The 15,251-nt window shown below is 54.8% G+C and carries 15 protein-coding genes; 4 read left to right on the top strand and 11 right to left on the bottom strand.

Annotated elements, in window-relative coordinates; genetic code table 11:
- Positions 1–55 precede the first annotated feature (55 nt).
- From HII27_RS15100 to HII27_RS15090, 3 genes are all read right to left on the bottom strand, one after another.
- Positions 56–892 (bottom strand): shikimate dehydrogenase family protein, encoded by an 837-nt coding sequence (locus HII27_RS15100; protein ID WP_185668667.1) that lies wholly within the window; start codon positions 890–892, stop codon positions 56–58.
- The gene (locus HII27_RS15095) at positions 882–2,231 is read right to left on the bottom strand and encodes an MFS transporter (RefSeq protein ID WP_185668666.1); all 1,350 of its coding nucleotides are present in this window, start codon (positions 2,229–2,231) and stop codon (positions 882–884) included. Before HII27_RS15095 ends, HII27_RS15100 begins: the two co-directional genes overlap by 11 nt.
- Positions 2,232–2,323: 92 nt before the next feature.
- The gene (locus HII27_RS15090; RefSeq protein WP_185668665.1) at positions 2,324–4,174 is read right to left on the bottom strand and encodes a bifunctional sugar phosphate isomerase/epimerase/4-hydroxyphenylpyruvate dioxygenase family protein; all 1,851 of its coding nucleotides are present in this window, start codon (positions 4,172–4,174) and stop codon (positions 2,324–2,326) included.
- Between the two features lie 132 nt (positions 4,175–4,306).
- Between HII27_RS15090 and HII27_RS15085 the strand changes: the two genes are divergently transcribed.
- On the top strand, positions 4,307–4,945 hold the full coding sequence (locus HII27_RS15085) for a TetR family transcriptional regulator (RefSeq protein WP_185668664.1): 639 nt from the start codon (positions 4,307–4,309) through the stop codon (positions 4,943–4,945).
- Positions 4,946–4,968: 23 nt separating this feature from the next.
- On the opposite strand, the gene fumD is transcribed toward HII27_RS15085, so the two are convergent.
- Positions 4,969–5,181, bottom strand: coding sequence for a fumarate hydratase FumD (gene fumD / locus HII27_RS15080; RefSeq protein WP_185668663.1), 213 nt, complete (start codon positions 5,179–5,181; stop codon positions 4,969–4,971).
- 233 nt (positions 5,182–5,414) lie between these two features.
- On the opposite strand from fumD, the gene ynhH reads away from it, so the two are divergent.
- From ynhH to HII27_RS15070, 3 genes are all read left to right on the top strand, one after another.
- Entirely contained in the window at positions 5,415–5,639 is a 225-nt protein-coding gene (ynhH, locus tag HII27_RS27610) for a protein YnhH (RefSeq protein WP_442910774.1), read from the top strand.
- 7 nt (positions 5,640–5,646) lie between these two features.
- Positions 5,647–7,059: a pyruvate kinase PykF gene (gene pykF / locus HII27_RS15075; RefSeq protein WP_185668662.1), complete on the top strand. Its 1,413-nt coding sequence runs from the start codon at positions 5,647–5,649 to the stop codon at positions 7,057–7,059.
- Between the two features lie 311 nt (positions 7,060–7,370).
- Positions 7,371–7,607 (top strand): major outer membrane lipoprotein, encoded by a 237-nt coding sequence (locus tag HII27_RS15070; protein ID WP_002908860.1) that lies wholly within the window; start codon positions 7,371–7,373, stop codon positions 7,605–7,607.
- A 65-nt stretch (positions 7,608–7,672) separates the two neighbouring features.
- On the opposite strand, the gene ldtE is transcribed toward HII27_RS15070, so the two are convergent.
- The 7 genes from ldtE to sufA form a co-directional block, all read right to left on the bottom strand.
- Positions 7,673–8,689 (bottom strand): L,D-transpeptidase LdtE, encoded by a 1,017-nt coding sequence (gene ldtE, locus HII27_RS15065; RefSeq protein WP_185668661.1) that lies wholly within the window; start codon positions 8,687–8,689, stop codon positions 7,673–7,675.
- 109 nt (positions 8,690–8,798) lie between these two features.
- A complete protein-coding gene (gene sufE / locus HII27_RS15060) occupies positions 8,799–9,215 on the bottom strand; it encodes a cysteine desulfuration protein SufE (RefSeq protein ID WP_185668660.1) in 417 nt (138 codons plus the stop codon).
- A 12-nt stretch (positions 9,216–9,227) separates the two neighbouring features.
- Positions 9,228–10,448: a cysteine desulfurase SufS gene (sufS, locus tag HII27_RS15055; protein WP_185668659.1), complete on the bottom strand. Its 1,221-nt coding sequence runs from the start codon at positions 10,446–10,448 to the stop codon at positions 9,228–9,230.
- Positions 10,445–11,719 carry a Fe-S cluster assembly protein SufD gene (gene sufD, locus HII27_RS15050; protein ID WP_185668658.1) on the bottom strand — a complete coding sequence of 425 codons (1,275 nt, stop codon included), beginning with the start codon at positions 11,717–11,719 and terminating at the stop codon, positions 10,445–10,447. Before sufD ends, sufS begins: the two co-directional genes overlap by 4 nt.
- Positions 11,694–12,440 carry a Fe-S cluster assembly ATPase SufC gene (sufC, locus tag HII27_RS15045; RefSeq protein ID WP_185668657.1) on the bottom strand — a complete coding sequence of 249 codons (747 nt, stop codon included), beginning with the start codon at positions 12,438–12,440 and terminating at the stop codon, positions 11,694–11,696. Before sufC ends, sufD begins: the two co-directional genes overlap by 26 nt.
- A gap of 17 nt (positions 12,441–12,457) precedes the next feature.
- Complete coding sequence (sufB, locus tag HII27_RS15040) at positions 12,458–13,945, bottom strand: Fe-S cluster assembly protein SufB (RefSeq protein WP_185668656.1); 1,488 nt, start codon at positions 13,943–13,945, stop codon at positions 12,458–12,460.
- 10 nt (positions 13,946–13,955) lie between these two features.
- Positions 13,956–14,324: a Fe-S cluster assembly scaffold SufA gene (gene sufA, locus HII27_RS15035; RefSeq protein ID WP_185668655.1), complete on the bottom strand. Its 369-nt coding sequence runs from the start codon at positions 14,322–14,324 to the stop codon at positions 13,956–13,958.
- Positions 14,325–15,251 lie beyond the last annotated feature (927 nt).

Genomic DNA, 15,251 nt, shown 5'->3' with positions numbered 1-15,251 from the left:
AAAGCCTGGACATAAGCGTTATGTTACCCAGGCTATTACGACACTGACCAGCGCTTTAGTAACGAATGTCCGCCAGCGCCTGCAGCTGTTCCGGTGTAGCCACCGGTAAATGGAAGAAATCCAGATAGGCCGGGATCATCTCAAACAGCATGTCGGTACCGCGCTGCACCGGGCAACCACGTTCCATCGCCGCTTGTAAAAATGGCGTGTATTCCTGCTTCATCACCACTTCACCGATAAACGTACCGGGAGCTACCCGCGATATCTCAACCGGTAACGGATCGCCGGGCGACATACCGAGCGGCGTCGCGTTCACCACCAGGTCGTGCCCTGCCGGGTCGCAAGACATCACCGTCAGTCGCAGTTGCGGATAGTGCGCCTGCAGCCGAGCCGCAAGCGCATTCGCCGTGTTTTCCCGGGCGTCGAACAGCGTTAACGCGCTGACGCCTGCGGCAGCAAGCGAGGCGGCAATCGCCGACCCCACGCCGCCGCAGCCGGTGACCAGCGCACGAGCACCAACAGTGCGAAAGCCTTTGCGCTGGATGCCACGGACAAAACCATCGCCGTCAAACATATCGCCGGTGAGCGTGCCGTCTGCCTCCCGGCGGATCGCATTACAGGCCCCGGCGATTTGCGCGGTTGGGCTCATCCTGGTCACCAGTTCGCAGGTGGCGACTTTATGCGGCATAGTCACCAGCGCGCCGGCAATATTGGTCAGAGTGAAGAGTGTCGGAATCAGCGCCGCATAATCTTCCGGCTTCACGCCCATCGGTACCACTTTGACATCGACCCCCTGGTTTTCAAACCAGGGGTTGTAGATCATCGGTGCTTTGAAACTTTCGGTCGGGTACCCCAAATGAGCAATTAACCGCGTATGCCCACTAATTTGCATGAGTGCCCTCCTGCTCCGGCAGATCCAGCTCAATGCGTTTCACGTCGCCAAGGATAAACAGATAAGCCACCACGCCGAGCAGCGCCGCACCGCCGATATAGAACAGCGCGTAGAAGAAGTTGCCGAACGCCGCAACGATAAAGCCAATCACCAGCGGCGTGAGGATCCCCGCCAGGTTGGCGCAGAAGTTGAACAGCCCGCCGGTCAAGCCACCTAGCCCTTTTGGCGCCATATCGGAAATTAAGGTCCAGCCGAGGCCGACCATTCCCTGCCCAAAGAAGGCAAAGGACATCACCATAATGACCGCCGTGTCACTGGTAAGCCAGTTGGCGCTGATGATGCAGCTTGCCATCAATAGCCCGGCAATGATGGGTAATTTACGCCCCAGGTTAGCGTTACCGGTCGCTTTCAGCAGTTTGTCAGACACCCAGCCGCCGAACATCACACCACCCGCTGCCGCCAGGAACGGCATAATGGCGAAGAAGCCTACTTTGATCCACGGCATATGGCGTTCAGTCGCCAGGTAGGTAGGGAACCAGGTGAGGAAGAAGACCAGCACGGTGTTACCCGCGAACTGACCGATACTGGCACCAACAATCTGGCGTTTGCGCAACAACTGGCGCACCAACGGCCAGCTAAAAGCTTTGCGCTGCTCGGCCCCAGTCGTCATGCCGCCGCCTGCGCTGATGTAGTCACGTTCCTGCTCGCTAAGGCGCACATCTTCATGCGGCTCACGATAATGGCGCCACCAGACCAGCGCGAACAGGATGCCGACCACACCGACGGTGATAAACAGCGTACGCCAGCCGAAGCCGTCCATAATCCAGAACAGCAGCGGCGCAAAGCAGGCCAGGCCAAGATATTCCCCGACGGTGTAGACCGCCGTTGCCTTGGCGCGCTCGTGCTGAGGAAACCAGGCACTAACCACTCGGCTGTTCACCGGGAAGCACGGCGCTTCGCTGATGCCAAGGCCAAAACGACACAGCAGCAACGATTTCAGCCCCACGGCAAACCCGTGGAACAGCGTGAACAGCGACCAGAATCCCAGCGCTAGAAAATAGGTCACTTTGTTGCCAAAGCGGTCGAGGAACATGCCGCCGGGGATCTGCGCCAGCGCGTAGGTCCAGGCGAAGGCGGAGAAGACGATCCCCATCACCGCCGCGCCGATACCCAGTTCCTGGGTCAGTTGCGGTGCGGCAATGCCGAGCACGGTACGGTCGAGATAGTTAATCATTGTTCCGACGGCCAGCAGCGCCAGAATGCCGATGCGTCGCCGGGTACGTGGGACCGCGTTAACCGCCTCAGCGGTAGCCACGCGATTATGGCCGAGTGAATTCATAGTCGTTACCTGTCGTTGTCGAGTGCAGATGCGTGTTTATAGTTATGGTCTGTCCTGTGACGTTGGCGTACCGGGTGGTTCATTCCAGTGCGCTAACGGTACTGCATAGCCGAAAGTCGAACGGCGGCATTGACCGCGCCATACTGCGTATAGCCGTGGCGTCTTTCGGTTAATTCAAAGAAGAAGCGTCCTTCGCTGAAGGGCCATGTGTAGCGATGTAAGAACTCACCGCCAGCAGCATCACGGTCGTAGAGAATTTGTTGACGCTGCATAAGGGCAACCTGCTCCGGGCCGCCAAAACGGGCCAGCAGATCGTCATAGTAGTTTGCCGGTACCGGCAAGGAGAGCGAGTCCGCCAGCGGTTGCTTATCCAGTAATCCCGGCAGATCCTGGCAGGCAAACGCCGCATGCTGAAGCCCGGCCCCCTGATAGCAGGCAACGGAACGCGCAATCTGAGTAGCCCGGCTTTGCGAGATATTCAGCGCCAGGCGAATGTTGCCCTGCGGGCTTTGTACCGCCAGGCTGCGCACCAGGCCGTACGGGTCGGGCATCGTCTGTTCATGCTCCAGCGTAAAGCCGAGTACCGCCCGACAGAACATTACCCAGTTATCACGGCTGTCGGCCTCCATCCCTAGTGCCAGATGATCAATACCCAGCAGCGCCCCGCCGTTTGCCGTCGCGGTGAGGTTAAAATCCTGGCTATAGATATCTTGATTGCCCTCCACCAGATAGATGAGGCTGCCGTCGGGTGCGCAAACCGCTGGGATCGCACTCTCATTTGGCCCCACCTCACCCTGCCAGGTGGCATAACCATAGGCTTTTGCCCGCGCCACAATCGGTGCGCTTGCGCTAACCCGCAGCGCCATTGCGCACAGCGATACGCCGTGACGCTGGTAAAAGTGATCGGCCCAGCTGTGCGGCTGATAGTTAATAATCACCCGCGCCCCGCCGTTGCTCCACAGCGCTACCTGTTTTGAACGGTGCGTGCCGGCAAGCGTGAAGCCCATGCCACTGAGCATGGCACTCAGCTTTTTGGCCTCTGCAGGGCTGGCGGCAAACTCAATAAACTCGGTGCCTTGATAGGTGGGTAAATTAGCGGTCTGGAACAGGTCGGCATCAGTGCGGCCCAGCGCACGGTGCGTCTGCTCTTCCAGCCACAGCAGAGAGCGATAGCCATCTTTGGCCGTTGCGCCATTCGGTGAAGCGCGGAAGCCGTCGTTAAAGATCTCCAGCGACCACGGCCCACGATAGCCTACCCGCGTGAGTTCACGCGTAAACTCCACCAGCGGCAGTTCCCCCTGGCCGGGGAAGCAGCGGAAATGGCGGCTCCATTCGAGCACGTCCATTTTCATCAACGGTGCATCGGCCAGTTGCAGGAAGGTAATTTTATCGACTGGGACGTCGTGCAAACGGCTGAGATCGTCACCGAGCGACAGAATGTGGAAGCTGTCGAGCACAATACCCAGCGCCGGGCTATCTACCGCCTTCACCCTTTCCCACGCCTGGTACCAGCGATTGACGTGCGTTCCCCAGGCCAGCGCTTCATAGCCAATGCGGATATTTTCCTGCTCGGCAAGCGTCGCCAATGCGCGGAGATCGGCAATCTGGAGGTCAATATCGGCAGAACAGTCCGCCTGAACGTTACTGCAAAGCAACAGCGTGTCGCAGCCCAGTTCGTGCATCAGCGCAAATTTACGCTTTGCCCGCTCAAGGTTGGCGGCAAACTGCGCACGGGTGCCGCCTTCAAAATCGCGAAACGGCTGAAATAAGGTGATTTTAAGCCCCAGATCGTCGGCCATGCTACGGACATCCGCAGGCGTGCCGGTATAATAGAGCAAATCATTTTCGAAGATCTCAACGCCCTGATAGCCTGCCGCCGCAATTGCGCTCAGCTTTTCAGGCAGGGTTCCAGAAATAGACACGGTAGCAATAGAACGCAACATAGTTTCACCAGGCTCATGCGGTAACGGTGGGATGAATATGAATCATTTGGTTCACCAGCGCCATATTTGGTTGCTAAATTGTGATCATTGTGTGTATTTTTTGTTCCCTTGGAAAAGTTAACAGGAGTTGTTATGTCCGCCATTACTCAAGACGAAGCCCAGTCGCTGAAGAACCGTATTTTCAACGCGGCCATTGCCGTGTTTGCCGAACATGGGCTGGCGGGAGCCAGAATGGAACAGATTGCCGGGGAAGCGCAGACCACCAAACGTATGGTGGTTTACTATTTCAAAACGAAAGAGCAGCTGTACCAGTCGGTTCTTCAGTATGTCTATTCGCGGATCCGTGAAACGGAGCAGCAACTCGGTCTGGAGAATCAGCCGCCGGTAGAAGCACTGGTGCAACTGGTGAAGTGGAGCGTGCGCTACCACGCCGAACATGCGGATTTTATGCGGATTATCTGTATGGAGAACATGCAGCGTGGGAAATGGTTGCTGGCGTCAGGCGACCTGAAACGACTCAATAAAAGCGCCCTTTCGCTGCTGGAACACATTCTTCATCGCGGGCAGGCGCAGGGGATTTTTCAGCCTGCGCTTGAAGCCCGCGACGTGCATCGTCTTATCAGCAGCTTCAGCTTCTATCAGGTTTCCAACTTTTATAGCTTTAACAGCCTCTATCTGGACGGTCCGCTTCCGGACATCGATGACGATGCGCTGATTTCCCACCACAGCGAGCTGGCGGTGAAAGCTATTCTACGCTTCGTCATCGCTTGATCATTATTTATTTCAAGACGTTATCACTGCCCTGAAAGCGCAGTCACCACTTTTTGCATCGCTTCACGCGTCAGCTCAGAGCGCTGGATTTTGTTATTCGCCAGCGCCGTGCGCACCACACCAGCAATCACAATATGCTTTGGCTCCTGGCCTAAATCACGCATCTCCAGCACTACCTTGCCCACCACGCGGCACATTTCCTGATATAAAACGTCGTCTTTCGCCTGATTTCCCATCGTTTACGCTCGCTAATTTCCATTAAGAATCAAATTATTATTGATTCTATTAGTAGATAAAGCAAATCAGCAACGGCTACCGCGCGGCTTTCCGCAGTTTGTTGCGCATCTTCGCTGTTACATTTTTAGAAATAATTCGTTTTTGTTTTGTTAATTAGCGCCTTTTGATTTTGAAACAGTGTTTTTATTTTCTTTTTGCAACATAACATCGTATAATCTGCGGCGTTTCTTTCTTGAATGGTTTCAGCTCATTGGACTGCATTAATAAACGATTAAAACATCGCCTATTTAACTATGCTGAACCTCTAGCACACTTTCCTCTGCACGCTTTTTTTATGTCACCTATCCTTATGGCGTGGCATAGCAACTTTCGTAATACCGGTTTGACTCCGTGGCCGTGCGCGCATGGAGCGAGAATTCAAAATCCCAATCCTTCTCAATCTCAACTTAAAGACTAAGACTGTCATGAAAAAGACCAAAATTGTTTGTACCATCGGGCCGAAAACTGAATCCGAAGAGATGTTAGGCAAAATGCTTGACGCTGGCATGAACGTCATGCGTCTGAACTTCTCCCACGGCGACTATGCTGAACACGGTCAGCGCATCAAAAACCTGCGCAACGTGCTGAGCAAAACCGGTAAGAAAGCAGCTATCCTGCTGGATACCAAAGGTCCAGAAATCCGTACCATCAAGCTGGAAGGCGGTAACGACGTTTCCCTGAAAGCGGGCCAGACCTTCACTTTCACCACCGACAAATCCGTTGTGGGTAACAGCGAAATCGTTGCTGTGACTTACGAAGGCTTCACCACTGACCTGACCGTGGGCAACACCGTACTGGTAGACGATGGTCTGATCGGTATGGAAGTAACCGCTATCGAAGGTAACAAGGTTATCTGTAAAGTGCTGAACAACGGTGACCTGGGCGAAAACAAAGGCGTTAACCTGCCAGGCGTTTCTATCGCTCTGCCAGCACTGGCTGAGAAAGACAAACAGGATCTGATCTTCGGCTGCGAGCAAGGCGTTGACTTCGTTGCAGCGTCCTTTATCCGTAAACGTTCTGACGTTGTTGAAATCCGTGAGCACCTGAAGGCGCACGGCGGCGAAAACATCCAGATCATCTCCAAAATCGAAAACCAGGAAGGCCTGAACAACTTCGACGAAATCCTCGAAGCGTCTGACGGTATCATGGTTGCTCGTGGCGATATGGGCGTTGAGATCCCAGTTGAAGAAGTTATCTTCGCGCAGAAGATGATCATCGAAAAATGTATCCGTGCACGTAAAGTCGTTATCACCGCGACCCAGATGCTGGATTCCATGATCAAAAACCCACGTCCTACCCGCGCAGAAGCAGGCGACGTAGCGAACGCCATCCTCGACGGTACTGATGCAGTGATGCTGTCCGGCGAATCCGCTAAAGGTAAGTACCCGCTGGAAGCGGTAACCATCATGGCTACCATCTGCGAACGTACTGACCGCGTGATGACCAGCCGTCTGGACTTCAACAACGACAGCCGCAAACTGCGCATCACTGAAGCCGTATGCCGTGGCGCCGTTGAAACTGCTGAAAAACTGGACGCACCGCTGATCGTGGTTGCTACCCAGGGTGGTAAATCTGCACGTGCTATCCGTAAATACTTCCCGGATGCCACCATTCTGGCACTGACCACCAACGAAACCACTGCTCGTCAGCTGGTACTGAGCAAAGGCGTTATCGCTCAGGTTGTCAAAGAAATCAGCTCTACCGATGATTTCTACCGTATGGGTAAAGAAGTGGCTCTGGAAAGCGGTCTGGCTCAGAAAGGTGACGTTGTTGTCATGGTTTCTGGTGCGCTGGTTCCAAGCGGAACCACCAACACTGCATCCGTGCACGTACTGTAATAATCCACATACTTATTATAGTTTGCTTAAAAAAGCGCCCTCTGGGCGCTTTTTTTATACACTCAGATAACTGAGCTCAATAAAAAATCAAATAGGCTGTCACTATTTAAACTCGGTTTTTCTAAGATGAATCCGATGGAAGTTCCCTGTTTTCACACACTTTTTCGCCACAAAATCCTAAAGTCGATGGTTCTTTGAGCGAACGATCAAAAATAAGGGAAAACGCATAAAAAAATATTCTCAATATAAAAAAGTTTGTGTAATACTTGTAACGCTACATGGAGATTAACTCAATCTAGAGGGTATTTATAATGAATCGTACTAAACTGGTACTGGGCGCGGTAATCCTGGGTTCTACTCTGCTGGCAGGTTGCTCCAGCAATGCTAAAATCGATCAGCTGTCTTCTGACGTTCAGACTCTGAACGCTAAAGTTGACCAGCTGAGCAACGACGTGAACGCAATGCGTTCCGACGTTCAGGCTGCTAAAGACGACGCAGCTCGTGCTAACCAGCGTCTGGACAACCAGGCTCACTCTTACCGTAAGTAAGAGTTCTGGTAATAAAAATGGCGCACATTGTGCGCCATTTTTTTTGCCTGCGATTTTCCCCTGCTCTACTGCGTCACCTTTCCGGATGACGTTTCTGCCCCCACCGTTTCTCCCCGCGCACTGTTCTGTACCGACAGCACCGGTTCAGCCGCAGAAGCCGTTCCTTTCCCCGTAGAGATAATCACCGGATAACCGGCACGACGCGACAGCGTTTTCTTCACCTGGTCTTCGCTTACGCTCGCCTGCTGGACGAACTGCTTAAAGCCAGGGGATAACGTCATCTTCATGGTTTGCGTGTCTTGTGCTTCGTTCTGCGACAGCGGGCGATGCACTTCCAGATAGCGAGAACCATCCGGCTCGACGGCGTACTTCACCGGTTCGTTGATCACCCTGACCGGCGTTCCACTGCGTACCTGAGCAAACAGCGCTTTGATATCTGGCGCATTCATGCGAATACAACCCGAGCTGACGCGCAGACCGACGCTGTCCGGGGCGTTAGTGCCGTGAATGAGATATTCGCCGTTACCGTACGCCAGGCGCAGCGCAAAGAGGCCCAGCGGGTTACCGGGACCCGCAGGAACCACCGCGGGCAACGTGACGCCACGTTCCAGGGAACGCGCGCGGATGCCCGCCGTTGGCGTCCAGGTCGGGTTCGGGATCTTCTGCCCCACGCGTGTCGTCATTTCCGGCGTCTCCAGCCCTTGCAGACCGATGCCAATAGGATAGACCTGCACCTGCTGCTCTCCCGGCGGGAAGTAGTAAAGGCGCAGTTCAGCCAGGTTCACCACAATCCCTTCACGCGGCACATCCGGCAATAGCATCTGCGACGGGATAGTCACAACGGTACCGGGTCTTGGCACCGGCGCGATGGTATTGTTGGCCTCGAGGATCAGCATCGCCGCCGTATCAAAGCGCCGGGCGATGGCCTGTAGGTTCTTATCACCGTCCTGAACGGTGTAGGTTTGATTCTGGCCGATTAAACGACTATTGGCGGGGGGTAATGGGTAGTCAACGGCCCAGGCGCTGGAAATGGCGCTGAGGGCTCCTAAAATGCTGAGTGTTAAGAGGGACGCGCGCTTCATATCTGGATTCCTTATTCATATTCACTGACAACGTGCCAGAAAGCTGAACCACCAGCGTGGCGGGCTTAAACCCGCCTTTCGTAACAGAATGAAAGCTGTCTATTTGATATTAGCTAAAACTTGCTGCTTGCGTACGAATTGCCCGAATCATCGCCTCCAGCCCCTGGGAACGCGACGGTGTCAGATGCTGCGCCAGCGCCAGCTGTTCAAACCAGGGGCGAACATCGAAAGTCTGAACGTCGGCGGCGGTCATGCCATCGTAGAGGATAAACACCACGGCAATCAAGCCCTTAACAATCGCGGCATCGCTATCGCCCTGCAGCGTTATCCGGCCCTGTTCATCGCGCCCCATGACTATCCACACCTGGCTCTGGCAGCCCTGAATAAGGTGTTCAGGGCTGTGCAACTCGGTGCTTAACGGTGCCAGGCGCTGCCCCAGCTCGATGATATAGAGGTACTTCTCTTCCCAGTTGGCGCAGCGCGTGAAATTGCGCAGCAGTTTGTCTTTATCCGGTAAAGCCGCCATCGTCGCTCCCTGTTAACCCAATAAGCGCCTGATGCGCTGTAACCCTGCCACCAGCCTGTCGACCTCTTCAACGGTGTTGTACATCGCCAGCGAGGCCCGGCACATGGCGGGAACCTGGTAAAATGCCATCAACGGCATGGCGCAGTGGTGGCCGGTACGTACGGCGATGCCGTAGTTATCGAGAAAACTGCCCACGTCATAGGCGTGATGCTTGCCGAGGTTAAAGGCAATTACCCCACGGCGCTCGGCGGGGCCGTATAGGTGCAGGTCCGGCACGGTAGTCAGCGCGTCCAGCGCATAGCGCATCAGGGTCTGCTCGTATTCGTCGATCGCCGTCAGCCCCAGCGCATTCACGTAGTCCAGTGCCGCGCCGAGGCCAATAATGCCGCCGGTGTTAGGCGTACCCGCTTCAAAACGCCACGGCGCTTTGGTCCAGGTGGTGCCTTCGGTCAGGCTGACGGTGGCGATCATTGAGCCGCCCCCTTCCCACGGTGGCATCTCCTGCAGGATCTCCGCTTTGACGTACAGCGCACCGATCCCGGTCGGGCCATAGAGCTTATGACCGGAGAAGGCATAGAAATCGCAGTCCAACGTCTGTACGTCCACCGGCAGGTGCATCACCGCCTGCGCGCCGTCCACCAGCACCTTCGCACCGTGGCGATGGGCCAGGGCGATCAGCGCCGGTAGCGGATTTTCCGTGCCCAGTACGTTAGAGACCTGGGTGACGGCCAGCAGCCGGGTACGTTCGTCAAACAGCGCCTCTACGGCATCAAGTTGCAGAGTGCCGTCAGGCGTGAGTGGAATCACCCGCAGTTCCGCCCCACTGCGCGCACAGAGCATCTGCCAGGGCACGATATTGGCGTGATGCTCCATGGCGGTAATCACGATATTGTCACCGGCCTTGACGTTGCTGTTTCCCCAACTATTCGCCACCAGGTTAATCGCCTCGGTGGTGCCGCGGACAAACACGATCTCTTCGGCGCTGGCAGCATGGAGAAAGTGCGCCACTTTCTGACGCACATCTTCCATACGCTGCGTGGCTTCGGCGCTTAGCGTGTGGATCCCGCGGTGTACGGCGGCATAGCCGTGGCGATAAAAGGTCGCTTCGGCGTTGATCACCTGCTCTGGTTTTTGCGCGCTGGCGGCCGAGTCGAGATACACCAGCGGCTGACCGTGAACCTCACGCGCCAGCACCGGAAAATCACCGCGAACCTGTTGTACGGAAAAAGTCATTGTTTACCTCCTGCCAGACGCAGCCCAATGCGCGCCAGCACGTGCTGCTTGAGCGCTTCCAGGGCAATGGCATCGGTCAGCCCGGCGGCAAATGCATAGAGGATGATTTTTTTCGCCTCCTCCTGCGCTATCCCGCGTGAGCGTAAGTAAAAGAGCTGCTCATCGTCGATACGCCCCACGGTGGCACCGTGGCTGCACTTCACGTCATCGGCGTAGATTTCCAGCTGTGGCTTGGTATCCACTTCCGCCAGACGACCGAGCAATAGATTGTTGTTGGTCATCTGCCCGTCGGTTTTAATCGCGTGCGGCGCCACGGTAATCACGCCGTTAAACACCGCCCGCCCCTTATCGTTCACGATGGTTTTATGGAGCTGGCGGCTGTTGCAGTAACCCTGATTATGTTCAAGCCAGGTACGGGTATCACACACTTCATTGCCCACCGGCATCGACAGGCTGTTAACCCGTAGAGTGCTGTTCTCGCCATTCAGCTGTGTGCTGGTGTGGTGACGGGTGACCGCCGCGCCCAACAGGAAGCTGTGGCTGAAGGCCGAGGCATCGCGCCCTAATCGCAGATCGTTGTGGGCGAAGTGGTAGCTCAGGGCATTTTCACAGTTCAGCTTAAGATGCTGAAGTTGCGCGTTGTCCGCCACCTCTGCGGTCAACCTCGCACCGGTAAAATGGCGCGCCGCATTCAGGCTCACGTACTGTTCAATCACCGTCGCCTGCGCCCCTTCCGCCAGGCGGAGATGGTGACGATAGTGCGCAGTGTTCATCTCATCAGAATCAAGGCCGCGGGTAATGTGCAGCAACAGCAGCGGTTTTGCTGGACGCTGATGACGCGCCACCGCAATATGGGTCACGCTGGTTGCCAGCCCTTCGGTCAGATGGAGGAAGACTTCACCGTGCACGGCATCCGGCAGCGATTGACGCTGGTTATCCACCGTCACCTCAAACCCGCTCGCCGATAAATCGTCGCTCAGTCGGGCATCGAACTGCCCGTCAACAAACACCAGCCGGTAGGCATCCAACGCCACCGCGTGCGCATCGCGCTCTGCGACGGTCAGCGCTGGCAGTGCCGGAGCGACGAAAGTGCTGGCAAGTAGTTTATCCAGCGAAGTGTACTTCCAGTCTTCATCTTTACGTGTTGGCAGACCCAGCTTTTGTACCTGCTGGAGGTGCTGCTGCGCCTGAGGCGACACGTTGCCGCCCCGCGACTGGAACAGCGCATGCCACTGTTGCAGCGCGCTACTGTTGTTCGCTAAGCCAGCCATAGCCCTGCTCCTCCAGTTGTTTCACCAGACGGAAGTCGCCGGATTTCACAATGCGCCCTTGGTAGAGCACGTGCACCACGTCCGGCTTGATGTAATCCAGAATGCGCTGGTAGTGGGTGACGATGATAAACGCCCGCTTACCGTCGCGCAGCGAGTTCACGCCGTCGGCGACGATTTTGAGGGCATCGATATCCAGCCCGGAGTCCGTTTCATCGAGAATGCAAAGCTCCGGCTCCAGCACCGCCATCTGTAGAATATCGTTGCGCTTCTTCTCGCCGCCGGAGAAACCGACGTTGACCGAACGGGTCAGGAGATCCGCGGGCATCTTCAGCAGATCGATTTTCTCTTCCATCAGATCCTGAAAGTCAAAACGATCCAGCGGTTCCTGCCCGCGATGCGCGCGCACCGAGTTCAGCGCGGTTTGTAGGAAGAACTGGTTGCTGACCCCTGGGATCTCGACCGGATACTGGAAGGCCATAAAGATGCCCTCTCCGGCTCGCTCTTCCGGCGACAGCGCCAGCAGGTCGTTGCCCTTAAACGTTACCGAACCGCCGGTAACGGTGTAATCCTCACGGCCTGCCAGCGTCGCGGAGAGCGTACTTTTCCCTGAGCCATTCGGCCCCATAATGGCGTGCACCTCGCCTGGGCGCACGTTCAGGTTAACGCCGCGCAGGATTGCTTTATCGTCAACCGAGACTTCTAATTCGTTGATATTCAACATACCGTTTCCTTTAATCCTTAACCGACGCTGTGTTCAAGGCTGATAGCCAGCAGTTTTTGCGCTTCCACGGCGAACTCCAGCGGCAGCTCCGAGAAAACATCCTTACAAAAGCCGTTCACGATCATTGAAATAGCGTCATCTTCGCTGATGCCGCGCTGCAGGCAGTAGAACAGCTGATCTTCACCGATGCGTGAGGTGGTAGCTTCATGCTCCAGCTGTGCGCTGTTATTGCGGCATTCAACGTACGGAAAGGTATGCGCCCCGCAGTCGGGGCCAATCAGCATTGAGTCGCACTGGGTGTAGTTACGCGCATTGGTTGCCGACGGCATGATTTTTACCAGCCCGCGATAGCTGTTCTGGCTATGCCCGGCGGATATCCCCTTCGAAATAATCGTCGAGCGGGTATTTTTGCCGATGTGGATCATCTTAGTGCCGGTGTCGGCCTGCTGATGGCCGCTGGTCAGTGCCACCGAGAAGAACTCACCAACCGAGTTATCCCCGCGCAGGATGCAGCTCGGGTATTTCCAGGTGATCGCCGAGCCGGTTTCCGACTGCGTCCAGGACATCTTGCTGTTTTCCCCTTCGCACAGCGCACGCTTGGTGACGAAGTTGAGGATCCCGCCGCTGTTGTTGTCGCCGGGGAACCAGTTCTGCACGGTGGAGTATTTCACTTCCGCATCTTTATGGATGATCACCTCAACGACCGCCGCATGCAGCTGGTAGCTGTCGCGCACCGGGGCAGAACAGCCTTCGATATAGCTGACGTAGCTGCCTTCATCGGCAATCAGAATCGTGCGTTCAAACTGGCCGGTTTTCTCGGCGTTAATACGAAAATAGGTCGAGAGTTCCATCGGACAGCGCACCCCTTTCGGGATGTAGATAAAGGTGCCGTCCGAGGCCACCGCCGCATTCAGCGCGGCGAAAAAGTTGTCGTTTTCAGGTACGACGGTGCCGAGGTAGCGCTGGACCAGTTCAGGGTGATCGTGGATCGCTTCGCCAAAGGAGCAGAAAATGATCCCCTGCTCGCCCAATTTTTCGCGATAGGTAGTCGCTACCGAAACGGAGTCAAAAATGGCATCCACCGCCACCTCTTTGCCTTCGCGCACCGGCACGCCGAGCTGGTTGAAGGCCGCTTCAACTTCATCGGTCAAAAAGCTGCTGGCCCCGGTTTGCTGCTGTGCGCCCGGTTCAGAAGCACAGGTATCATCGCAGTTGCCGCACGACGGCGCAGAGTAATAGCTATAGTCCTGATAGTTCAGCGAAGCGTAGTGGGCTTTTAGCCAGTGCGGCTCTTCCATCTGGGTCCAGGCATGGTAAGCCTTCAGGCGGAATTCCAGCATCCACTCGGGTTCATTACGTCGGGCTGAAATCGCCCGCACCACCTCTTCATTGATCCCTTTCGCCAGTTCGTCGGTCTGTAGTTGGGTAAAAAACCCTTCTTTATAGTTCAGCGGGCCGCCGGCCCAGGTCTGGACATCGTCACTTGCATCAGTATTACGCGTCATTATGTACCGCCTATACCCCGAAGCTTTCGCCGCAGCCACATTCGTTCTGCGCCTTCGGGTTATGATATTTAAACAGCTGGTTCAGGCCTTCCCGCACGTAATCCACTTCCGTGCCGTCAATAAACGGCATCGCGCTTAAAGGTACCCACAGCTTCGCGCCGTCGGCTTCGAACAGCAGATCGTCTTTATTCGGTTCACTCACCGCGTCCAGCACATAGCCAAAGCCTGCGCAGCCGGTCTGTTTCACCCCAAGCCGCACGCCCTGAATACCGGGTTGCTGTTTGACCAACTCCCGTATATGCGCCGCCGCAGCGGGGGTAAGCGTCACGCCGCGCCAGGTCACATCACTGGGATCGAAAGTTCCTGAATGCAAATCCATAGGTCTACCTCATCAGTGGAACCACAAAGGGATAACGCCATGTTAGTGATAATGATTATCACTTCAACCCGCATCGCGTGGGGGTATTCCCCGTTTTCCCTTTATTTATGCCTTTTTATAAGCATAGACCCTGCAACAATCGCCGATTGAGATAGATTTATTTTTACAATGCTTTGAAAAATAATGGGTTTATTGATGGTGATAGGTGACTGGATGGGAAGTACTAAAGATGTATAGCTAATGCCTATTTATTTAATCGGTTTTGAGAGGTTCAGTGAATCAGGCACTTAGAGGATAATCAGTGGGTTAGGAAAAGTGAGGTATGGACATATAGGGACATATATGGTCTTTTTGACGCCCCATACTTGCCCCCTGAAAGCATTTTGCCCCCAATCTGCCCCCCAATTTCGAGTTTAAGTTAGTGGTTTTCAAGAGCATTAGCGCAAGACGAATCACCACCTTCACCGGTTTTGAGTTGTTTTGCACTAATTTTTTGTCCAATTCATGCCCAACGCCGAATAACTCTAAGCAAGCTTTTTACTCGATCAGATCACAGGGTAGGCGTCAAACTCTCCCGTACTGGCATCGTTGATGATGTACGTAATCGCCCTGAAAACTGGGAGTGACCCTGTATACCTACCTTCATCTTCTGGCAGTTCTTCTCTTGGCCCATTTTCCAGGTCGATCAGATAAGGGCTCGGATGCAGGCGATAACACTTTTGTTCTGAGCTCCCCTTCAATAACACATATAGCGCCTCTCTAACCTACCGATTATAAAAATTTACTTTTGAGTTTTGATAATCATTTTCAACTAAGAATTGAACCTGACTCATAATGGATATGAAGTCAAAAAATGGATTGCAATATTTATATACTTTACTATTAAATCAGTATGTTATAGCCATATAGCGAGCAGAAATCGGACAA

The sequence above is a fragment of the Kluyvera sichuanensis genome, assembly GCF_014218705.1.
Taxonomy (GTDB): domain Bacteria; phylum Pseudomonadota; class Gammaproteobacteria; order Enterobacterales; family Enterobacteriaceae; genus Kluyvera; species Kluyvera sichuanensis.
Note: the sequence above shows the minus strand (reverse complement) of the source record. Positions and strands in the feature narration are given on the sequence as shown.